Genomic DNA, 24232 nt, shown 5'->3' with positions numbered 1-24232 from the left:
CGCTCAGGCCATAGGGCGGGTGCCCAGCACCGTCACCCGCTCGCCATAACGCGAATGCGGGAAATAGTCCCAGACCGCATGGTGCTGGGTACAGCGGTTGTCCCACATCACCAAGGTGTTGGGCGCCCACCGCACACGGCAATGCAGCACCGGTTCATGGGCGACCGCGTCGAACAGCAGCTTGAGCAGCGCCTGGCTTTCGACGGGTGCCAACTGAACGATGCGGGACGTAAAGCCCGAATTCACGAACAGCAGCGGGCGGCCGGTTTCCGGGTGTTTTACGACCACCGGGTGCTCGGTCTTGGGCAAACCCGGCGGGGGTGTAAAGCCCTTCCACGGCAGCTCACCATCGTGAATCGCCGTCAGCCCCTGTAGAAACCCCTGCAACGCGGGTGACAGCATGTCCAGTGCCAGGTGCATGTTGGCGAACAGGGTATCGCCGCCGCACCCAATGGCCGGTGTTTCCTTCACGTACAGCAAGGACCCCATGGAGGGCTCCAGGTCGGCCGTGCCGTCGGTGTGCCAGGCCTCCCCAGCCACGTGGCGTGAATGGGCATTGGCGCGGATCACAACCAGCTCCGGGTCCTCCCCGTCAATGTCCTCCAACGGTAGCGCCCGCAGGGTGCCGAACCGTCGGCTGAAGGCCTTGTGCTGCTCCACCGTGAGGTGCTGGTCCCGGAACACCAGCACGTGGTTTTCGAGCAACGCCCGGTGAACCTCGGCAAACTGCGCCTCGCTCAGGGGCTGGGACAGGTCAATACCGGTGACCTCGGCGCCAATGACGGGGGTCAGCCGCTCAATGCCCAGGCTGTGGTAGGGCGCACGCGGCGCTCCGGCGATACGTTCGATGGCTGCAAGGGCTGATGGGTCCATGGTGGCTTACCTGTGGGAATGGAAAATAGAGTTGCCACTAAACGGGCGTTCTTGAACAGGTGTGTCGACGAGGTGCTGGCGGCTGATGGCCTGGGCGATGCGCTGTACCCAGGGGCCTGCCACGATGCCGTAGTGGTCGGTGGCCATGGGCTGCCAGCCCTCCAGGCGCGGCAGCAACGCTTGCCAGGCGGCCTTGAGTGCCTCCGGTGCCCACGCCGTACCGATGCCATAGGGGTTGGGTTGAGAGGCCATGAACACCTGTACCGGCGTGGTCGCCAGCCGTGGCGGCACGAAGCCTGCCATGCTGGCGATGTTGTTGCGGCAGCACTGGGTCAGCCGCGCCAGGTACGCCTGCAGGTCCGCGGGCAAGGTGCTCTCGCCCGTGCCCGGCCAGCGCAGCGCGAATTCGCGCTGGAACACCTGTTCGATGCTGTGTTCATCAATGGTAGCCAGTTCCTTACCAGCGTCCGGTGCGGGTGGGTCGATCAGGTACAGGCCCGACGGCGTGAACCCTGCCTCGGCTGCCTGGGCACACAGCGCCTGGGCCACCCAAGCGCCGAAGGACCACCCTGCCACTTGCCAGGTGGCCCCCTGGGGATGGCGGGCCTGGATAGCAGCCAAGTAAACCCGCGCCCGTTCCTCCAGGCTGATTGCGGGCAGCTCGGGCAAGCGCAGCGCCGGGTCAGCGATCACGCATACGCCAAGGGCAGGGTCCAGGTTGGCTACCAGCTCCCGGTAGGCCTGCACATCACCGCCTACCGGGTGCACCAGGTACAGCCACTGCCGGCCGTCTCCGGCCTGCCAAGGGTCGAGCAGTACCGCATGATCCCAGCCCTCCTGTACCGTGGGCGCCACCTGCCCATGGGCGGCGGAGACCAGCGCTAGCACTTCACCTAGGCTGACCTGGGGGCTGAACTGGGACAACTGGAACGTTTCCCCCGTGGCGCTCTGAAGTTCGTCGATCAGGTCCAGCAAGGTCAGCGAATCGGCCCCCAGCTCATACAGGTTGGCGTCCTCGGCCAAATCGTCCACGCCCAGCCACTGGCACAGGCACCCGTGCAACCGGAGCGCCACTGCGTCGCCCTGGCTAGGCTGTGAAGGCTCAGCGTCGCTGGCAGCGCCGGGTAGACCCTGCTCGACCTGCGCCGGTGCAGCCATGGACACTGGCCGCGAAGGATAGAACCGCCGTGCTACTTCCAAGGCTGTGGTGGACACCAGCACCTGGGGCAGCCCCGCAGCCATCGCCCGCTCGAACACCTCACACCCCTCTTCCACCGACAGCCCCACCGTCAGGTGTTGCTGGTGGGCGGCATCGCTAGTGCTGGCGCCCACGGCCATGCCCACCTCGCGCCAGATGTCCCAGTCAATGCACAGCCGATGGGAGCCTGCATCCTCCGGTGCCTGGTAATGGGCGAAGCCGTCGAGCAGCGCATTGGTGGCGGCGTAGTCCAGGTGCCCCACCCCACCCAACAGCGCGGACATGGACGAGCAGTACACCACGGCCTGGGGCGCAAACCGTGCAATCAAAGCCTCCACGGCCAGCACGCCGTGCGTCTTGGCCGCCATGGCATTGCGCATATGCACCGGGTCCCGCAGGCGGATAAGGCTGCCCGCACCTACGCCCGCCGCATGGATCACGGCAGCCAGGGTTTCCTCACGCTGCCCCAGGGTGTCCAGCACCTGAGGCCAGCGTGCAAGGTCGCCCAGGTCAGCCTTCAACGCCTCTACGCGCGACCCATGGCACACCAGAGCCGCCGGAACCTGGCCCTCGCGGGACAGCAGGATCACGCGCCGGCCGGGCTCGCGAAGCAGGTACTGGCACAAGCTCATGCCGATACCCCCACTGCCACCGAGCACCAGGAAGGTGCCCGCCTGAGGCAACGCGTGGGCAGAAGGCGCACCGGCAGGTAACGGGCTAGGCACTAGGCGTGGCTGCCACAGGTAACCGTTACGCACTGCCATGCGGCGCGGCCGTGATTCAGGGGCCGACAGCAGCGTGGCCAGTGCCGGGCCGTGGTCTGCGAGGTGCTCGGTGGGCCAGTCCACCCAGTGGCAGCGTACCGCGTATTCCTGGGGGATCACTTCGTTGGGGCCCGCCAGGGCGGCCAGCTCCGGCCGAGCGACCTGCCCGTCCACCGGGCAGGCCTGCCAGGACATGAACCACAGGCGCAGGTGTGCTTGCCGAGCCTGCTGGCCCCAGCTTTGAAGCAGCGCACTCGGCGTATCCAGGCACGCCCACTGAGCGGCGGCCAGGCTGGTTTCGCCTACCGCACCGGTCACACACATGGGCAAGGCATGCAGCCAATCCAGAGGAGTACCGGGCGTCAGCGCCAGGGCATCGAGCAGGTCAGTCACCGCCTGCGGGTTCGCGGGATCGAAGCGATAGTCATCGGCGTCGACCGCCTCGAAGGTAGCGCCAGGGCAGGCCTGCACCACACGTTGATACACCGCCTGTAGTTCAACCCTGAGTGAAGGCGCCAGGGGTTCAGCCGCGCACACCACCAGCAGCGGTCGCCGGCCCTCAGGGGCCTGGGGAGCCAGGCGACATACCCGTTGCCACTGGCGCTGGTAGAACCAGGCCGACAGCGGTAACCGGCTGGGTGCGCCATCCGTTGACACAGGCTCGCCCGGCTCAGACGCGGCCGATGCCTTGAAGCGGTAGTCCTCCAGGTCAAAGCTTGAGGGCGGCAGGTCCCAGGGCGGCGGCGCCGCATGCCCAGGCCACTCGATGCTGGCCCCGGCGTACCAGGCGGCGACCAGTTCAGCCGGGGTGAAATCGGTGCTGTTCACCCGTGTGCCCGTGGGCATCACCTCGCGCACGTCCGTGAACTGAGGCCAGGGGTGCCCTGGTATATGCTCGGCCGCCACACGCCAGCGCTGGGCAGGTCGGCCTTTGTGCAAGTACTGCATCAGCGCGCCCTGGCACTCCGGGTGGGCACGTACATAGGCCTCCAATGCATCGAGGTCGCGCAGCAACGCTGTGCGGCTATGGGCTGACACCACCAGGCAGGGCACTACATCCAGTGAAGCAGCCATGGGTGTAGCTTCGGGAGGCTGCCCCACAATGGCATGGGCGTTGGTGCCGCCGATGCCGAAACTGCTGACACCCGCCAGGCGCCGCTGGGTGCCCGCCCATGCCCGTGCCTCGGTCGGCACATAAAACGGCGAGCCGTCCATGTCCACCTGGGGGTTGAGCCGCGAGAACCCCAGGTTGGGCGGTATCAGGCCGTGATACACAGCCAGCGTGGCACGGATCAGCCCTACCACGCCGGCCGCCGCCCCCAAGTGGCCGATCTGGCTCTTCACAGACGCCAGGGCGCAGTGCCCCACCGGTGCAGCGCCGAAGGCTGAACGCAGCGCCGCCACCTCTACGGGGTCGCCCAACAAGGTGCCGGTGCCGTGGGCTTCTACATAGCCGATGTCGGCACCGCTCACACCCGCACGGTGCAGCGCCTCGCGGATCACCCCGCGCTGGCCGGCCACGGAGGGGGCGGTGTAGCTCATCTTGCCGTGCCCATCGTTGTTCAGTGCAGTGGCTTCCAGCACACCGTACACCCGGTCTCCATCAGCCTGGGCCTGGGCCAGTGGCTTGAGCACCACTACCCCGTAGCCGCTGGCGCCGATGGTGCCGCTGGCGTCTTCGCTGAACGGCCGACACAGCCCATCCTTGGAGAAAATATGCTGAGGCCGGTAACGGTAGCCGTCTACCAGCGTGGGGTCGATCAGCACCCCGGCGGCCAGCATCACATCGGCATCGCCCTGGCGCAGGAGCGCGCTGGCCAGGTGGGTGGCGATCAGGGAACCGCCGCAGGCCGCCTGTACGCTCATGGCCGGCCCGGTCAGCCCCAGGTGGTAGGCGGCCTTGGTGGCCAGGTAGTCCTTGTCGTGGTGCAAGGCCATCTGAAAACCATCGGGCAAATCCCCGGGGCCGGCCTGCTTCAGCATCTGCTGGAAATAGGTGGCTTCGCCGCCGCTGGCGATCAGGCCGATGCGCTGCGCGTCCCCTGGCACCATACCGGCGTGTTCCAGGGCCTGCACGCAGGCCATGAGCAGGTGCCGCTGCTGAGGGTCCATCAACCGGGCTTCCTGGCGGCTGATGCCAAAGTACTCAGGGTCGAAGGCCAACATTCCGTCCAGTTGGCTGCGGGCACCCACATAGCCTTCTGGGGCGGTGAAGTGCTCGATACCCAGCGTACCCGAGCGCACCATGTCCCAGAACGCGGCCAGGTTTGGCGCACCGGCCACGTTAACCGCCATGCCGATAATGGCCAGCGGTTGCGCGCCGGGCACAGCCTGCGCAGCAGCGGGCTGCTCGGCCAGGCTGGGCGCCTGGGTAGCGTTCAGGTGAGCAGCCAGGCGCCGTATGGTCACGTGTTCGAACAGGTCGGCCATGGCCACGGGTGTGAGCAGTACCTGGTTGCAGCGCGCTTGCAGGCGCATCAGGCCCAGGCTGGTGGCACCGGCTTCGAAGAAGGTCTCGTGCAGGCCGATGTCACGGCCCACCACATCCTGGAACAGCGCGATCAACTGTTGTTCCAAGGCTGTCGCGTTCGTGGGCGGCGAGGCAACGCGGCCTTGGGCCGGGTCGTGTGCCATCACCTCACCCAGCCCTGCCAAGGCCTTGCGGTCCACCTTGCCGCTGGGTGTGCGGGGCCAGTGTGCCAGTCGCCGGTACTGATCAATGCGTACCTGGGCCGGCAGGTGCCGAGCCACATGAAGGTCTAGCGCCTGTGCTGTGGTGGCGTCATTCTCCACTTGCAGGTAGGCCGTGAGCCGGGCCGGCTCGCCGTACAGGGCCACCACGGCGTTAACCACGCCTGGGGCGTGCATCAACGCAGCTTCCACCTGCCCCAGCTCCAGGCGGTGGCCACTGAGCTTGATCTGCTGATCATCACGGCCCACGTAGTGCAAGCACCCGTGGGCATCGGCCCAGGCCAGGTCGCCGGTGCGGTAGTACAGGCTATCCACCCCGTCACGCCCCTCCCGCCTGATGAAACGGCTGGCGTTGAGGTCAGGGGCATTCAGATAACAGGCGGACACCATGGGGCCCGAAACCAGCAACTGCCCACGCCTCCCGGGTGGCACGGGGCGGTCCTTGGCATCCACCAGGATCAGGCGCGCGTTAGCCACGGCCTGCCCGATGGGCGCGCGCAGGGGCCAGTCACGGGCTGGGCCGGTTAGGCGCCAGGCGCTGATCACATGGGTTTCCGTGGGGCCGTAATGGTTGAACAGCCTGGCGTGCGGCAGGCCGCTGAACCACGTGCGCAGCGGTTCGTTGCACAGCAGTTGCTCGCCCGCGGTGATGACCTCACGCAAGGCTGTGGGGTATAGGCCGCGCCTCACGGCGGTCTGGGCCAGGTGCTGCAAGGCCACGCACGGCAGGAAGAGGCGCTCGATACGGGCCTCTACCAAGTACGTGAGCAACGCCTCGGCGTCTTGCCGCCAGCGCGGGGTAATGAGGTGGTAGCACCCGCCGCCGCACAGGGTGCTGAACACCTCTTGGAACGACACGTCGAACGAGAGCATGGAGAACTGCAAGGTGGCCGCTGCGGCGCCCAGCCCGCCCTCGCCCTGCTGCCAGTGCAACAGGTTGCACAGGGTGTAGTGGGCCACTTGCACCCCTTTGGGGGTGCCGGTGGAGCCGGAGGTGAACAGGGTATACAGGGGCCGAGTGGCACCCTCACCCGAACGCTGGAACGCCTCGGCCGGGGCGCTCAGGTCCACGGACAGGCTTGGGCAGGGTACGGGGCCCAGGGCGGCCAAGGCGGCCTCAGTGGCGGCGCTATAGAGCACGCAACACGCCTGCGCCTGCGCCAGCACTTGCCGCTGGGCGGCCACTGGGTAGGCCGGGTCCAGGGGCACGGCCGTCAGGTTGAGCCGGGCCAGGGCCAACAGCGTGACTACATGTTCCAAGGACGCTTCCAGCAGCACCACCACAGGGGCAGGTGCAGCGGCGTCGGACGGCAATGGGCATTGGCGCAGCAATCGCGCAGCCAAGGTGTCTGCCAACTGGTCAAGGCGCGCGTAGGTGACCTGCTCGGTACGGCTGACGATAGCCAGCGCGTGCGGGGTGGCCTGGGCCTGGTAGGCAAACCAATCGGCCACATGGCTGAAGGGGGCGGCCTGCGCCTTGCCTTCGCTGGCCGCTGGCAGCCCCTGGCGGTACGGGCCTATCAGGTCGCCCAGGCGGCTGTGGGGCGCGTGTAGCAACTGGTCCAGCCCGTGGTGTAACTGGGCGTCCAAGGCCTGTACTTGGGCGGCATCAAAGTAGCTGCACTGGTACTCCCACCAGCTTTCCAGGTGAGTGCCCTGCCCAACCACGGTGAGCGTCAGCGGGCACTTGGCATGCAGCGCAGCGGGAAATGCCAAGGTAGCACCAAGGCTGGAACTGCCCGCGTCCAACACGGCGTAGTCAGTGTTCTCCATTACGAACATGAAGTCGAACAGCGGCTCGCTGGCGCCCGCCCGGGTGTCACCGGCCAGGTCCTCGACCAGGTCCCCCAGCATCACGTCCTGCAAGGCCATCACCTGGCGCGATGTGGCGACGCCGCGGCGCAACTGCTCGCTCAAGGCCAGCTCAGGGTCCAGGTCATGGGGCACCAGCACGGTATTGGCCAGCATGCCCACCACGGGTTCGAATGCGGCCAACGGCCGGTTCGCCACGGGGCTGGCCACACGTGGGCGCCGGGTACCGGCCACGGCATAAAGGCTCCAGGAAAACACAGCCAGCAGCACTTCGTAGCGGGTCATGCGGTGGCGGGCACAGAACCCTTCCAGCGCAGCACTGCGTGACGCCCCCAGCGGCTGGCGCAGCAGCACCGCCGTAGGGCCGTCGCCGTGCAGGGGTATCAAGGCAGGCGAAGGTGCCGGTTGCCGCCGTTGCCACTGAGCCAAGGCCTGACGCTGCGTCTGATAAGTCTCAGTGGCCTGCCAGCGCTGTTGCCACTGGGCAAATTCCAGGGTGCTAAGTGATGGCGCGGGGCGAGGCGACAGGTGCGGACGGCCAGCCAGCACCTGCTGATACACGCCTGCCAGCGCCTCGAACAGTAGGTTCAAAGACCAGCCGTCCACCAGGATATGGTGCACGTGCAACAGCAGCACAGGGCGGCCGTCAGCCACGGGTAACAGGTAGGCTTGGAACAGGGTGGGTTGGGCCAGATCGAAGGGCGTGCCAAACACCAGGCGGGCAAAGGCCGGCCAATTGCTCTCGGTAAACCGCCCAGCGGCCAGACGCTGGCACACGGCGCCCTGCTCGGCCACCACTTGGTCCAGCCCCTCCTCACCTTGCGCAAAATACGTACGCAGCGCGGGCTGGGTCTGTACCAACAGGTTGAGGGCCTGTTCCAGGGCTATCAGGTCGAGGTTGGCGCACAAGCGCAAGGCCAAAGGCACGTGATAGGCCGTAGAGTCGGGGTAACGCTGCTGGATCAGCCACAGGCGCCGTTGCTCGGCACTGGCCGGTGCTAGGGTGGCGCCCTGTGCCACGGGTGGTGGTGGGTAGCCCGTTTCCCGTATGTCAGCCTGAGGTGCCAGGCGAGCGGCCAAGGCGGTGAAGGGTTCGCTCAGCAGGGCGGTGATGGGCAGGTCCCGCTCCCAGCGATCGCGAATGGCTGAGCGCAGGCGCAAGGCGCTGAGCGAGTCCCCACCGCTGCCCAGCCAGTCGTCCTCAGGCCCCAACGCGGGCTGTGACAGGCGCTGTTGTGCCTGGTCAAGCAACCAGCCAAGCGGAAAGGTCAGGTCCAGCGACACTGCCGCCACGCCTGGGCCGGCCGTGTGTTCGTGCCAGGGCGTTACCGCCTGTGCCAGCAAAGCGGTACGGTCTACCTTGCCATTGGCGGTCAAGGGCAGGCTCGCCAGCGTGTACACCCGGTGAGGCCGCATGTAGGGCGCCAGGTGCGCACGCACGTGGGCCGTAAAACTGGCATAGGTCAATGCCTCCTCGTTGGGCACCACAAAGGCCAGCACGTGATGATCCTCGGCCGCCTGGCGCTGGGTGCACACATACGCCTGTGCCACACCTGGGCACGCCTCCAGGCACTGCTCGATTTCCCCAGGTTCGATACGGAACCCGCGTACTTTCACCTGGCGGTCCAGCCGGCCCACATAGTGCACCGCACCGTCGTCGCCTATGCGCACCTGGTCACCGGTGCGGTACAGCCGCTCGGCATCACCGCCAGGAGTTGCCCGCTCAACGAAGGCCTGGGCGGTTTCCGCCGGGCGCAAGCGGTAGCCGCGTGCAAGGCCGCTACCTGACAGGTACAGCTCGCCTGCCTCACCCGGTGCCACGGGCTGCCCGTGGGTGTCCAGCACCTGCAGCCCCGTTTCAGGGAGCGGCCAGCCGATGGGCACGGTGCTGCCGTTGAAGGCACGGGGGATGGGGTAGCACAGGGCGAAGGTGGTGCATTCAGTGGGGCCGTAAGCGTTGAACAGCTGGCACGTGCTGTGGGGGTTGGCCGCGTACCACGCCTTGACGGCAGCAGCGCTCACTTGCTCGCCCCCGATCAGCACCTGCCGCTGGCCCGCAAAACAACCCGGCCACTCAGCCGTGAGGGTATTGAACAGTGCAACCGTCACAAACAAGGTGTGCACGCCGTGGGCGTTCAGGGTATCGGCCAGGCAATGGGCGTCCAGCAGGGCCTGTTCGGTGATGATCACGCACGCACCGCCATTGAGCAGCGGCGCCCACAGCTCGAAGCTGCACGCATCGAAAGCAGGGTTGGACACGCAGGCGAAACGGTCGCCCGGGTTGATCTGGATATACCCCGCTGGGGCGGCCAGCCGAAGCAGGCCACGCTCGCCCACCTCCACGGCCTTGGGCGTGCCAGTGCTGCCGGAGGTGTAGAACAGGAACATTACCTCGGCAAACCCTTCTGGCACCGGCACAGGCGGGTCCGCCGGAGCGTCCAACAAAGCGTCCATGCCCAGGTACCAGACACCCGGCGGCAAGGGCTCGGTGGGCACCTCGTCAAGGCCAAGCAGCCCGATACAGGCGGCATCGGCCAGCATCCGTTCACGGCGTTCCGGAGGGCTGGCGGTGTCCAGCGGCACCACCGTGGCGCCCGCCTTGAGGGCCCCTAGAATGGCAGCTACCCACTGCCAGCTCCGCGGCAGTGCCAGGGCAATGGCCTGGCCACGGGTCACGCCCTGCGCTTGAAGGTTGCGGGCAATACGGTCGCTGCTTTGGGCCAACTGGCCATAGGTGAGGTTACCTGCCGGATCGATCACCGCCAGGGCGTCGGGCTGGTGCCTGACCTGCTCGGCGAAACGCCCCAGCAGGTTAGCGTGCGAGCGTGAGGGTGCAGCGTGCAAGCCTGTCATACGGCCTCCTGGGGCTGGGTCTGGAAGGCCGCCAGGCGGTGCAGCTCGGCGCCGATGATCGTGGATACCCGCTGGATTTCGCTGCTTTCAAGCATGTCCCAATGGCCGCCATTGACCAGCTTGGCCACGTAGGTGCGGGCATGCCGGCGCCAGAAGCCGCGCAGCGTTTTAAGCTGCGCGCGGCTGAAATCTTCCTTGGCCTGTATCAGCACTACTCGCCCGGCCTGGGGCTGGCATGGGTAGGCGGCCATGGCCAGGCGGTTATGGTTGTAGAGCTGGAAATAACGCTCGATCTGGGCATCTTCGATACCGGGGTACATCCCGTTGAAGCGCACCAGCTTGTCCCGGAACTCGGCCATGTCCACGGTGCCGATCTGGTCGCGGAACCCAGGGTCGTCCGACCCCCGCGTGTCGAGGAGCACCAGGCTGACGTGAGCCTGGCCCGCCGCCTCCAGCCGCCGTGCCATTTCATAGGCCACCAACCCGCCGAACGACAGCCCAGTGAGCACCACGGGGCGGTGCAGCAGCGGCTCGATCAGGCGCAGGTAAGCCTCGGCCATGGCCTCGACGGTAGGTTCGGCAGCCTCGCCAGGGTTGAGGCCAGGGGCTTGCACGCCATACACCCCGGTATGAGCAGGCAGCACCTTGGCCAACGACAGGTAGCAGAACGCGGTGCCGCCCGCGGGATGAATGCACACCACAGAGGGGGCCTCGGTGGCGGCCCGGAATTCGATCAGGTTGCTCTGTACCGCAGGCAAACGGGCGCCCGTGCGCAGCCACCCGCCCAGGGCTTCGATGGTGGGATGGCTGAACACCACCCGCACCGGCACCTCCACACCAAACGTTTCGGCCATCTGGTGGGCCATCTTGATGGCGGCGATGGAGGTGCCCCCCACGCTGAAGAAGTTATCGCCAATGCCGATCTGCGGCGCCAGCAGCAGGTCGCGCCAGATGCCATAGAGGGTGAGCTCCACATGGTCCCGGGGGCTGGCCAGGTTGACCGGGCGGTTGGCCAGGTCATCTTCGGCCAGCACCGCCAGGGCGCTGCGGTCAACCTTGCCGTTGGCGGTCAGCGGCAAGGTGTCGAGCCACAGGTAACGCTGAGGCAGTACAGCCATGGGCAGGGTGAGCGCCAGGTGCGCCTGAACGGCCGCCGGGTCTACGGCGGTTGGGGTGGCGCAGCAGGCCACCAGGCGCTGGTCCATGGCCGTCTCCCCCAGCATCAGCACCACCGCTGCACGAACACCTGGGAAGGCCTCCAGGCGCGCTTCGATTTCACCTAGTTCCAGGCGCACACCTCGCAGCTTGACCTGGAAGTCGTTACGGCCCAGGAACACCAGTTGGCCGTCTGGCAGGTAACGGGCCAGGTCACCGCTGCGGTACAACCGGTCACCCGGTACAAAGGGGTTGTCGATAAACCGCTCGGCGGTGAGTTGCGTCAGCCCCAGGTAACCTCGGGCCACCCCAACACCGCCAATGTGCAAGTGCCCCGCCACGCCCGGTGGCAACGGCGCACCCTGCTCGTCCAGTACGTAAAAACGGTTGTTGGGAATGGGCCGGCCAATGGGCACTTGCCAGGCGGGCACCGGTGCGCCGGGTTCCAGTGTCCATACGCTGTTGATGACCGTGGTTTCAGTAGGCCCATAGACATTGTGCAGTCGCGCCTGGGGCAGCTGTTCGCGGAACCGCCGTGCCAGTGCAGGAGACAGCTCACCCCCGCCGCTGAATACGTTGCGCAGTGCCGTGCAGTGGCTGACCTCGGGCTCCTCCAGAAACAGCTGCAACATGGCCGGCACGAACACCAGTGTGGTCACGTTGTGTTCGCGTACGGTGTTGGCCAGGTAGGCCGGCTCCATATGGCCCCCAGGGCGGGCGATCACCAGGCGGCCGCCGGTAGCCAGGGGCCAGAAGGTTTCCCAGGCGGAGGCATCGAAGCCGAAGGGGATCTTGTGCAGCATGGCGCCGGCTTCGCCGCACTGGCGCAGGCACCACAGCAGCAGGTTGCTCAGGCCACGGTGGGCCACCATCACGCCCTTGGGCACGCCGGTGGTGCCAGAGGTGTAAATCACATAAACCAAGTGATCGGGGCCTACCGGGGCTTCGCTGGGGTCTAGGTCATGGCAAGGCAGTTCGGCCCAGGCGGCCGCGTCCCGAACCAAATGCAGTACTGGCGCGGTAACGCCTGCTCCGTCCAGCGCCGCGTTCAGCACCGGCTCGGCGCTGCCCAGGGTCAAGACCACCGCCGGGGCACTGTCCGTGAGCATGTGGCGCAGGCGGGCCGCCGGATAGTCCGGGTCCAGGGGCACATAGGCCCCGCCCGCCTTGAGTACCGCCAGCAACGCCACGGGCAAGGCCAGTGACCGCTCAATGCACACGGCCACGCGAACGTCCGGGCCAACGCCTAATGTTGTGAGGTAGCGGGCCAGTCGGTTGGCTTGGGTGTTCAGTGCCTCATAGCTAAGGGCCTGGCCTTCATACTGCACGGCTATGGCAGCAGGCACGCGGGCGGCCTGGGTTTCGACCAGGCGGTGCACGCAACCGGCAGGCTGTGACAGGGGCGTAGTGTGGTTCCAGCCCACCAGCATCTGCTCGCGTTCGGCAGGCGATAGCACCGAGAGCGCCCCAATGGGCCGCTTGGGGTCGGTCACGATGTCGGCCAGCAACTGGCTGTAATGCCGGGCCAGCCGCTCGACCGTGGGGGCGTCGTACAGGTCGGTGTTGTACTCCACCAGCAGATTGAGGCCCCCCTCGCGCGGAGCCCACTCGAAGGCCAGGTCAAACTTGGCCGTGGCGCTGCCAGTGAGGTGCGGTGCCATGTGCACCCCGGGGAGCGTCACATCCCCACCTGGGGTGTTCTGCAGCACCATCATCACCTGGAACAGCGGCGAGTAGCCCGGGTCCCTCGGTGGGTTCACCGCTTCCACCACCCGTTCCAGGGGTACTTCCTGGTGGCTGTGCACCTCCAGCATCTGCTGGCGCAAGGCACGCAGCACCTCGGTGAAGGCCTGCTCCGGTGCCAGGCGCTGGCGAATCACCAGGGTATTCACGAAATGCCCGATCAGCGGCTCCAGCTCGGCACGGCCGCGGTTGGCAAAGGGCGTGCCGATACACAGGTCCGCCTGGCCGCTGTACCGCCACAGCAGCACAGCCAATGCCCCCATCAACACGGTGAACAGGGTGCCTTGGGTGTTAAAAGCCAGGGCATTGAGGTCACGCAGCAGGCTGGGGCTCAGGCTGCTGCTGAAGGTGGCGCCAGCGTACCCCTGCACTTGTGGCCGCGGGCGGTCACTGGGCACCGTGGACAGCGCGGGCGCGTCGGCCAGGGCCTGGCGCCAGTACGCCAGGTGCAGTTCCAACGCGGGGCCGCGCAGCCGTTGCTGCTGCCAGGTGGCGTAATCGGCGTACTGTACCGGCAAGGTTGGCAGCTGGGGGGCGGTGCCAGCGGCCAGCGCGCTGTATACCTGAGCAGTTTCCTGCAACAGCAGGCCCATGGACCAGCCATCGGCAATGATGTGGTGAACCGTGTACAGCCACAGGTACTGGGTGTCCGCCAGCCATAGCAGTGAGGCGCGCAACAGCGGGCCGGTGGCCAGGTCGAACGGCGCCTTGGCTGCCTGGCTGACCCGGCGTGCCACCGCCTGTTCTCGTTCGGCGGGTGGTAGGTCGCGCAGGTCGATCACGGGCATGGCCAATGGCAACTGCGCATGCACCACTTGGCAGGGTTCCCCGCCCACCGCCTGGAACGTGGTGCGCAGGCTTTCGTGCCGGCTCACCAAGGTGTTGAGGGCACGGGCCAGCAACGGCGCGTCCAGTGCGCCTTCGAGCTTCACAGCGGTGGGCACGTTATAGAACGGGTTGCCCGGCTCCAGCTGATCCAGGAACCATAACTGCCGTTGTGAGAATGACAGCGGGTAAGGCCCTGGCCCTTCACGGGGCGTAATCACGTGCTCATGCTGAGCGGTGAGCAACGCCATCAGGGCAGCCTTGTGGGTTTTGAGCAAGGCGCGGGTGGCGTCGTCCAGGAAGCCTTTGTGGGCCTTGCAGCGCAAGGTGTCACCATCCACCTGCAAGGTAGCGCCGTGTTGGGCAAAACGTTCCAGCAATTGCGTGGGGTTCATAGCTCGATCTCCTCCATCTCGCTGTCGTCGCTGGGCAGGGTCGGGGCCGGCGTTGTGGTTGGGGTGGATGGCATGAAGGTTTCTATCCGGGTTGCCGTTGGCGGCTCGGTGCCGCGCACGCCCCCCACCATCGAGTAGATCAACTGGTGGCTGGGGCTCAGGGCGAACAGTGGCGCCAGGCTGCCCTCCTCCAGGCTACCGATGCCGCAAAGCCCCAAGCCCTGGTCGGCGGCGGCCATGATGAGCAACTGGGTCATGGCCCCGGCCTCGATGTGGCAGAAGTCACGGCTGCGTGCGCCGTACAGGGGGCTGATCGCGGCCATGTCGGCGATCAGGAACAGCGCGAAGGCGGCACCGTCATACACCGGGCGGTTGACGAAATAGTCGTACACATCAGGGTCAAGGGTGCCGGGGTTCACGGCCATCAGCCGGTGGCCGCAGGGGTCGTAGTAGTACGCACCGCCTTCGATGCCTTCCACCCGCCCCGGCTTGAGGTACAGGTACGCCTGTAAGGGGTACAACCCACCGGCAGACGGGAACTGATACTTCACCGCCTCGTTCAGGCGGCCTTGGGCCAGCGGCGCCAGCAGCCCGGCCAAGGCCTGGGGGGCTACGGGCTGTTGTGCGTACTGGCGCACGGAGCGGTAGTGGCTGTAACGCTGAGCGAAGTCCGCCGTAGCGGGCAACCCCAAGGCTATCCCCTCCGGGCTCCCCTCGAACCGGCGTCGGCCGCGCTGCTCGGCCTTGAAGGTGGCACGCTGCTGGGGGTCTTCGATCACGGTGTCGACGATGGGCAAGGCTGCCGGCGTAGCCCCGGCTGCGGCCTCCTGTAGCGGGCGTGCCCGGTACAGCGCCAGCAGGTGGTGCAGAGTGGGTTGGGCCAGCAGTTGGGCCACGTGGGGCCGGAACCCCAACGCGCTGGACAGGGCGTTGCTGATGCGCACGATGTCGATGGAAGTGGCGCCTAGGCTGAGGAGGTTGGCATCCGCTGCAATAGCGGCTTGCTTGAGCACCGACTGCACAATAGCCACCAGTTGCTGCTCGTCCTCGCCCTCCACGGCCAGCGCAGTACCGCCCTGCTCAGCCTCGAACGCCGCCGCGGCCGGTTCGGGCAGGCGTTTCTTGTCTACCTTGCCATTGGCTGACAGGGGCCAGGCCTCCACGAAGGTGAAGGCGCGCGGCACCATGTAAGGCGCCAAGGTGGCCCGCAGGTACTGGGTCAGGTCCGTGGCCTGCAACAACGGGTCGGCCCTGAGCACATAACCGGCCAGGCGTTTTTCTTCCAAGGCCTGGCCCAGTACCCGTACCACAGCGCTGTCCACCCCAGGGTGGCGGTTGAGCGCCGCTTCGATCTCGCCCAATTCGATGCGGTACCCCTGCACCTTCACCTGGTTGTCCTCGCGGCCCAGGAACTCGATATTGCCATCGGGCAGCAGGCGCCCTAGGTCACCGGTGCGGTACAGGCGTTCCCCGGTCAATGGGTGAGGGAAGAAGCTGGCCGCACTGAGCGCCTCGTCTCGCCAGTACCCTTGGGCCAGGCCGATACCCCCGATATACAGCTGCCCAGGTACCCAGGTTGGCCGGGCCTGTAGCGCGTCGTCCAGCACGTAGAAGCGCTGATGGTCGAGGGCCTTGCCATAGGGGACGCTGCGCCACGAGGGGTCCATACGCTGGAGGGGGTAATAGATGGACCAGATCGACGCCTCGGTGGCACCACCCAGGCTGATCAGCTGCCATTGAGGGTTCAGGGCCCAGGCGCGCGGTGGCAAGGCCAGGGGAATCCAGTCACCGGACATCATCACCAGGCGCACGCTGGGCGGCGGCGTAGCGCCCTCGCTTTCAAGGTACTCCAGCCACATGCCGAACAGGGCGGGCACCGAGTTCCACAGTGTCACCCCGTGCTGCTGAATCAACGCGTGCCAATGGGCGGGGTCCAGCGCCAGTTGAGGGTCTAGCAGCACCACGGCCGCGCCGGTTGCCAGGGTGCCGAAAAAGTCATACACCGACAGGTCAAAGCTAAGGGAAGAAATGGCCAGCACACGGTCCGTAGGCCCCACGGCAAACCGCCGGTTGATGTCCAGCAGGGTATTGACCGCGCCCCGGTGGTCGATGGCCACGCCTTTGGGCTGGCCAGTGGAGCCCGAGGTGTAGATCACATAGGCCAAGGCCTCCGGCGTCAGGCAGACCGGCTGCAAGGCCGGCCCTTGAACGTCGTCGTGGCCCCCACTCAGCGGAGTGACGGCCATGACCGACACCGCCTCCAACCCGTCCCGCTCGTCCAGTAACCACGGCTGCGTCACCACCCAACGTACCCCAGCCCGCTCGCAGATCTGGTGCTTGCGTTGTGCCGGCAACGTAGGGTCCAGCGGCAGGTAGGCGGCACCGGCATAGAGAATTCCCAGTGTGCCTGCGACCTGTTCCCACCCCCGTACCATGGTCACGGCCACCGGGTCACCTGGCGCCACACCTGCAGCCTGCAAACGGGCCCCCAGGTGCCGGGCCTCCTGGCGCAACTGGGCATAGGTCAACAGCCGCAGAGGGTCTGCCACTGCCAGCGCTTCAGGCGTGCGCAGGGCCTGTTGCTCGAACAGGTCATGCATCAACGGGCCGGCAGCCGGGAGTGCTTCAGGCTCAGGCAGCCGTGCCACCGGCAACAGGTGAGGCGTGCTGGCCGACCAGTTGGTCGGATCGGCCAGTTGATCGAGCACCTGGTTGTAGGCGCAGAACATCGCGTCCATCAGGCCGTGAGGCAAGAGTTCGTCGATGCTGTCCCAGTTGAACAACAGGCGCCCTTCCAGCTCCAGCAAGGTATGGTCCAGCCACACCTGGGGGGTTTGGGTGATGCTGTGGACGGGGGTCGCGTTCAGGGCGTCTGCCAGGTTGAATTCGGCCAGTTCTGGAGCGGCCTCGGACAAGGTGCTGTTAAACACCACTGGCAATGCACTCTGTTGCACGCCACGGGCTTGGGACAGCTCACGCAGCACCTTTACCCCGCTCACCACCGCATGGTCCATGGCTTGCCACAACCGCGCCTGAACCCCCCGGGCGTTGTCGCTGAAGCTGGCCGTGCCGTCGATGGCAACTTCCAGCAAGGCCACGGACGTGAAGTCGCCGATGATCGCATCCACGTCCGCGTGCAGCGGCAGGCGGTTGAACAAGGGCAGGCTGAGGGTAAAGCGCGGCTGTCGGCTCCACAGCGCCAGCACCTGGCTGAATGCCGTGAGCAGCATCACCGACGGGGTGACTGCGAACTGCTTGGCCACCGCTTTGAGCTGCGACCACTGGGCCGCCGATAGCGCCCGGTCGCGCCGCGTGAAATGCGGGTTCATCAGGCTTTCGGGCTGCCGTACCTGGGGCAGCTCAGGCGCCGGCGCCAGGGTGGCAGCACGCTCCCGCCAGTACGCCAGGGCGCAGTCGTAGCGAGGGCCTTGGCGCAGGTGCTGCTCGGCCAGCACGTAGTCGCGGAAGGTCAAGCCCGGCGGCGCCAGCGCGCAGGCAGGGTTGGCATAGAATGCCATCAGTTCACGGGCCAGAATCTGGGTGCTGGCGGCGTCCACAATCAGCGCGTCCAAGCTGATGTGCAGGTGGGTGATGCCGCCATCGAGCAGGGTGACGGCGAACTCGAACAGGGGCCAGCAGCTGGCGTCCAGCACCTGGTGCGACTGGCGCTGGCGCGTGGTTTCCAAGGCCTGCCGCGCCACCTCGGTGGGCAGCCCGCGCAGGTCATGGCGTGGCAGGCGGTACTCAGGCACGTCGGCCAGCACCTGTTGGGTGCCGTCGCTGCGAAACACCACACGCAGCATGTCGTGGCGCTGGATCATCTGGTTCAACGCGCGCTCGAACCGCTCCAGGTCAAGGCCGGGCATGCGCAGTTCTTCATAACCATGGGCACTTACCCCACCCAACCCAACGCTGGCTTCTCTTCCGAACCAATAGGCCTGCTGGATATCGGTCAGGGGGAACGGCGCATGGCGGTTGTCGGGGTCTGGCACCAGCTCGAACGTCGCCTCCAAGTGGGCGTCACCCGCTGGGCGGGCGGCCACGCGGGCGGCCAGGTCCTTGAGGACCGGGGCTTCGAACAGGTCGCTCAAGGCCACCTGCCCGCCCAGGCGCTGGTTGATGGCGTAGACCATGCGCGTGGCCAGCAACGAGTGCCCACCCAGCTCGAAGAAATGGTCTTCCCGGCCTACCCGCTCGCGCTTAAGCACGTCGGCCCAGATCTGCGCCATCTGCTGTTCGCATTCATTGATGGGGGCCACATAGTCGGCCCCGGCCGCACGCTCCGGCGCTGGAAGCGCACGGCGATCCACCTTGCCGTTGCCGGTCAGTGGCAACTGTGCCAAGGGCACCCAGGCGCCGGGCAGCATGGGCTCAGGCAGGTGCTGCGCCAGTGCGGCACGCAGGGTGTGGCCTTCCACGTCTCCCACCACGTAGGCCACCAGGCGCGGGTCGCCGGGTACATCCTCACGCAGCAGTACGGCTGCTTCACGCACCCCTGGCTGGCGTTGCAACAGGCTTTCGATCTCGCCCAGCTCCACACGAAAGCCCCGTACCTTCACTTGATGGTCCACGCGGCCCAGGTACTGCACGTTGCCGTCGGCCAGCCACCGTGCCAAGTCGCCACTGCGGTACATCCGGGCGCCGGGGGTGTGGCTGAACGGATCGGGCAGGAAACGCTCGGCCGTCAGGTCAGGCCGGTTAAGGTAGCCCCGCGCCAAGCAGGCACCGCCGATGTACAGCTCACCGGCCACCCCGATGGGCACCGGCTCCAGTCGAGTATCAAGCACGTACAAGCGCGCATTGGCGATGGGCCTTCCAATGGGGGGTGACTCGGGCCAGCTGTCAGCCGCTTCGCACGCCAGGCTGAACTGGCTCACCACATGGGTTTCAGTGGGCCCGTACTGGTTATGCAGGAAGCGGCCGCCCAAGCCACGCACAAAGGTGCGCAACCCCTCGTTGACCTGAAGGGCTTCGCCTGCAGTGATGATCTCGCACCCTGCTGCGGGCGCAAAGGTGTCGCCCAGCGCGGCCAGTTGCTGCAGCACGGCGAATGGCAAAAAGGCCCGTTCCACGCCTTCGCTGACCAAGGTGCTGGGCAGTGCGGCCAGGTCCTTGCGGCTGGCTTCGGTCATCAGCACCAAGGTGCTGCCCTGGCACAAGGTGCTGAAAATTTCCTGGAAGGACACGTCGAAGTTCAGCGACGCAAACTGCAATACGCGCCGGGGCGGTGGCGTAGGCGCCTGGCTCAGTTGCCAGGCAATGAGGTTATCCAGCGCGGCACGGGTATGGGCCACGCCTTTGGGCTGGCCGGTGGAGCCGGAGGTGTAGAGCACATACCCCAAGTGGGCAGGCCCAACGGCCACCTCAGGGCGGCTGGCGGGCTGATGGGCCCAGGCGCTCGCATCACGGTCCAGGCACAGCACCTGAACCGAGGCGCTGATGTCATCGATGGGCAACAGGTCGCACAGGCTGGCCTGGGTCAGCACCACCTTGGGTGCCGCGTCGCTGAACATGAAGGCCAGGCGGTCACGGGGGTAAGCAGGGTCGAAAGGCACATAGGCCCCGCCCGCCTTGAGAATGGCCAGCACCCCGATCACCATGGCCGGCGAGCGCTCCAGGCTGATGCCCACGCACTGTTCAGGGCCGACGCCCAAGGTCACCAGCTGATGAGCCAGGCGGTTGGCGGCACGGTCCAGTTCCCCATAGCGCCAGTGCGCCTGGCCTGCGATCAACGCCACCGCATCGGGGGCCTGCTCGGCCACGGCCTCGAAGGTATCCAGGCAGCTGCGGCCAGGTTCCGCCTCGGTAGCGTTCCACCCGTACAGCACTTGGCGCCGCTGCTCGGCACCGAGCAGGTCCAGGGCAGTCACAGGTCGCTGGGCGTCCTCGACCATCTGTGTCAGCACGCGTGTGAGGCAGTCGCCAAAGCGCACAACGCTGGCGGGCTCGAACAGGCTGGAGGCGTACTCAAGGCCCCCGGTAATCTGCCCGTCGCGTTCGCTCAGCGCCAACTGCAGGTCGAACTTGGCCACCCGGTGTTCTGTGGCCATCGGGGTGACCTCCAGCCCCATCAGGGCCAGGTCTGGGCCTTGATCCTGCTCCCAGGCGAACAGCACCTGGAACACAGGGCTATGGGCCAGGCTGCGCGGTGGGTTGAGCGCTTCCACCACCTGCTCGAAGGGCAGCACCTGATGGGCCTGGGCTTCCAGCGCCACCTGCCGCGCCTGGTGCAGCCATTCACGGACAGAGGGTGTGCCCTCATGCGTCATGCGCAGGGCCAGGGTGTTGACGAAGAACCCCAGCAGCCCTTCTAGCTCAGGTTGCGTGCGGTTGGCCGAAGGCACGCCGATCACCACGTCCGCCTGGCCAGACAGCCGCGCCAGCATCAGCGACCACCCTGCCAGCAACGCCATGAACAGGGTGACGCCCTGAGCCTTGCACAAGGCCTTGAGCTGCGCAGTCAGCGCCCGGTCCAGAACCAGCGGTACGAAGCCGCCCTGGAAATTCTGGGCCGGTGGGCGCTTATGGTCGGTGGGCAGGTCCAGCAGCACCGGTGCGCCGGCCAACGCGTGGCGCCAGTACGCCACCTGGCGCTCAAGCTCGCTGCCGGTGAGCCATTGCCGTTGCCAGGCGGCGTAATCCACATAACGCAAGGGCAGCGGCGCCACGTCAGCCTCGCGCCCCTCCAGGGCGGCTTCGTAGAGCAGGCCCAGCTCCCGTGTGAGCACACCCACTGACCAGCCATCAGAGATGATGTGGTGCTGAGTGAGCAACAGCACGTGCTCGTCGGCCGCCAGCCGTACCAGGCAGGCGCGAAGCAACGGCCCCTGGGCCAGGTCGAACGGCGCATCCGTGTGCGTGGCCATGTGCGCCTGCAATTGCGCTGGGGCATCGGCCTGTTCGCTCAGGTCGAACAGCGGCAACGTGAACCCGGCTGCCGGTTCGACACACTGACGCCCTTCCCCTTCGACGGCGATGAAGCGCGTACGCAGGGCCTCATGACGGGCGATCAACTGCCCGAAGGCCGCTTCCAAGGCTGGCGGGTGCAGAGCGCCACGTAACCGCAGGTTCAGGGGCATGTGGTACGCCGCATTCCCACCCTGCAACTGGGCCAGGAACCACAGCCGCTCCTGGGCAGAGGACAAGGGTTGGGGGCCTTGGGCGTCGATACGGGGGATCGTAGCCGTGGTGTGGGCCTGCGCCTGCACAGTGCTCGAGCCCTCGGCCACCTGCTGGGCGAATGCTTGCAAAGTGGGTGCAGTGAACAAGGCCGCTGGGGAGACCTGCGCGTGCAGGCGCTGCCGCACATGAGCCAGCACGCGCATGACCAGCAGCGAATGGCCGCCCAGGTCGAAGAAATGGTCGTCCCGGCCTACGCGATCCGTGCCTAGCACCTCAGCCCAGATGGCAGCTAAGGCCGTTTCCAGCTCGCCTTCAGGCGCGGCATAGGCCCGTTGTTCGAACGCCTCGGCACCTGGCATGGGCAAGGCTGTGCGGTCCAGCTTGCCGTTGGCCGTCAAGGGCAGGGTCGCCAGGCCAACGTAGGCCGCGGGCACCATGTAACCGGGCAGCTGAGCCGCCAACTGCTGGCGCAAGCTGCCTGGGGTCAAGCCGGCGCCCACGCGCTCACGGTAATAGGCGACCAGGCGCTGCTCGCCAGGTGTGTCCTCGCGCAGCACCACCAGGCACTGGGCGATGCCGGGTAACTGGGCCAGCTGAGCCTCAATGTCGCCCAGCTCCAGGCGAAGCCCCCGCAGCTTGGCCTGAAAGTCATTTCGGCCCAAAAACTCCAGGTTGCCATCGGTGCGGCAGCGGGCCAGGTCACCACTGCGGTAGAGGCGCTCACCGGGCACGAAGGGGTTGTCGACAAACCGCTCGGCCGTGAGAGCCGGGAGGTTGAGGTAACCCCGTGCCACCCCCACGCCACCGATGTACAGCTCGCCCGTGACCCCAGTGGGCACAGGGGCGCCCAGGGCATCCAGCACGTATAACCGGGTATTGGGCAGTGCCTGGCCGATGGGCAGCACGCCCTCATCACTCCCCGCTGGGCCTACCTCATAGCAGGCACTGTCAATGCTGGCTTCGGTCACGCCATAGGCCTGCACGATCTGGGCCTGGGGGCTGCACAGCCGGCGCAGGCGGGCAGCACTGTGGGCCGTCCAGACATCCGAGCCACACACCAGGGTGCGCATGAAGGCCAGGTCATGGCCGCTGTCTTCCAGCCAAGTCAGCAAGGGGTTAAGCACAGCAGGCACGAAGTCCGCAAAGCCGATGCGCTGGGTTTCAAGCAGCTGGTACAAGGCGGGTGGGTCTAGCAGCGTCGCGGCTGGGCACATGATCAACGTGCCGCCAAAGCACAGTGAGCGGATCACGTCCGCACTGAACACGTCGAAAGAAAAACCAGCCATTTGCACATGGTTCAGTGGCTGCGCCAAAGGGTACAGCTCGGCCCAGGCCGCGCTGACTGCCACCAGGCCCTGATGCTCCACCATCACCCCTTTGGGTGTGCCAGTGGAGCCGGAGGTGTAGATGACATAGGCCAAATGGCGCGAAGTCAGGCCTACGGCCTGGGGGTCGGGGTTGGTGGTGGCCTGGCCCGCCCACAGGTGCGTGTCGTCCAGGTCAAGCACCGCGGGCGCCAGTTCGGCGCCCGTCAAGGCGCTCTCTAGAGGGCGGCGGACAGCGCGCTGGGTCAGCACCACGGGCGCGGCACTGTCGGCCAGCATGTGGGCCAGCCGCGCTTGTGGGTAGGTGGGGTCCATGGGTACATAGGCGCCCCCTGCCTTGAGCACAGCCAACAGGCCCACCAGCATGTCCAGGGACCGCTCCAGGCACAGCCCCACACGGGTGTCTGGCCCTACACCGAGGCTGCGCAGGTAATGGGCCAACCGGTTGGCTTGGGCATTGAGCACACCGTAGCTCAACACCTGCTCGCCGAAGCGCGCAGCCACCGCGTCGGGCTGGCGCGCCGCCTGGGCTTCGAACAACCCATGGAGGCACAGGTGCGCGTCGAAGGGTAGCTGCCGGGCATTGGCGGCATACACCTGCTGTTGATACTCGGCGTTGTCGAGCAGCGTCAGCGCCATTACTGAACGGTCCGGCTCGGCGACCATGCCCGCCAATAGCGTGCGCCAATAGCCCGCGAAGCGCTCCACCGTAGCGGGCGTGAACAGCGCTGCGTTGTACCGTAACTGGCACTCAAGGCCTGCATGAACGTTTGACACCGCCAGGTTCAGGTCCAGGCCTGCCTGCGCTTCCTCCACACCTGTGCCGGCCGACTCACGCCATTGGAAACCCGCCTGGGCCAGGGGGGCATACGCCGGGCTGAGGCCGATGCCCAGCCCGCCGACCCATTGATCGAAAGGTATGCGCTGGTGTTGATCGGCCTGGGCAACGGCCTCGCGCGCGTGGGCCAGCATCTGAGCCACCGCAGGCCCCTGCGGGTTGCCCGCCACTGACAGCGGCACTGCAAGGGTATGGCTTTCACCGTTGGGCTCAGTGGCTATCACCACCTCGGTTTGCCCCGCCAAACGCGCCAGCAACGCGCCCCAGGCCGCCAGCAAGGTAACCCCCAGTGTGACGCCCTGCCGCTGACTGAGCTGTTCCAGCCCCAAGCACAGCGCCGCTTCCACGGTAAACGCCAGGGTTGCACGCTTGCGGGTTTGCTGAGCAGGCCGAGGGTGATCCGTGGGCAGGCTCAGCACCACCGGTGCCTGTGCAAGCCGTTCACGCCACGTGGTCGGAGAGCCAGTCAAGGCGTGGTCAGTGGATTCAGGGGCGAGCGTGTCTGTGCGGGACAGCAATGTCCCACGCGAGGAAAAACGGTCGAGCATGGCGTATCCCGTCTAGAACAATTGTTGTTTGTTGTTAGGCGTATCGGGGCAGTGCTTCAGGGGTGCCGCTTGGCAAGCGGCAAAGGGGTG

General features: G+C 66.6%; 4 protein-coding genes. All 4 read right to left on the bottom strand.

All coding sequences use genetic code 11. The annotated features are described in order from the left end of the window. Positions 1 to 3: 3 nt before the first annotated feature. From HBH25_RS01285 to HBH25_RS01270, 4 genes are read right to left on the bottom strand one after another with little or no spacing between them, the layout of a single operon-like run. On the bottom strand, positions 4 to 873 hold the full coding sequence (locus HBH25_RS01285; protein ID WP_168080707.1) for a TauD/TfdA dioxygenase family protein: 870 nt from the start codon (positions 871 to 873) through the stop codon (positions 4 to 6). A 6-nt stretch (positions 874 to 879) separates the two neighbouring features. Then, complete coding sequence (locus HBH25_RS01280; protein ID WP_168080705.1) at positions 880 to 10191, bottom strand: hybrid non-ribosomal peptide synthetase/type I polyketide synthase; 9312 nt, start codon at positions 10189 to 10191, stop codon at positions 880 to 882. Then, positions 10188 to 14309: a non-ribosomal peptide synthetase gene (locus HBH25_RS01275; protein ID WP_168080703.1), complete on the bottom strand. Its 4122-nt coding sequence runs from the start codon at positions 14307 to 14309 to the stop codon at positions 10188 to 10190. Before HBH25_RS01275 ends, HBH25_RS01280 begins: the two co-directional genes overlap by 4 nt. Next, a complete protein-coding gene (locus HBH25_RS01270; protein WP_168080701.1) occupies positions 14306 to 24142 on the bottom strand; it encodes a non-ribosomal peptide synthetase in 9837 nt (3278 codons plus the stop codon). The genes HBH25_RS01275 and HBH25_RS01270 overlap by 4 nt, the downstream gene beginning before the upstream one ends. Positions 24143 to 24232 lie beyond the last annotated feature (90 nt).

The sequence above is a fragment of the Pseudomonas quercus genome (assembly GCF_012033695.1).
Classification (GTDB): domain Bacteria; phylum Pseudomonadota; class Gammaproteobacteria; order Pseudomonadales; family Pseudomonadaceae; genus Aquipseudomonas; species Aquipseudomonas quercus.
This window is presented reverse-complemented; position numbering and strand designations above follow the sequence as displayed.

Excerpts from the sequence above, each read along its gene's own strand:
- HBH25_RS01270 (WP_168080701.1), bottom strand. The coding sequence starts at position 24,142 with ATGCTCGACCGTTTTTCCTCGCGTGGGACATTGCTGTCCCGCACAGAC.
- HBH25_RS01285 (WP_168080707.1), bottom strand. The coding sequence starts at position 873 with ATGGACCCATCAGCCCTTGCAGCCATCGAACGTATCGCCGGAGCGCCG.
- HBH25_RS01275 (WP_168080703.1), bottom strand. The coding sequence starts at position 14,309 with ATGAACCCCACGCAATTGCTGGAACGTTTTGCCCAACACGGCGCTACC.
- HBH25_RS01280 (WP_168080705.1), bottom strand. The coding sequence starts at position 10,191 with ATGACAGGCTTGCACGCTGCACCCTCACGCTCGCACGCTAACCTGCTG.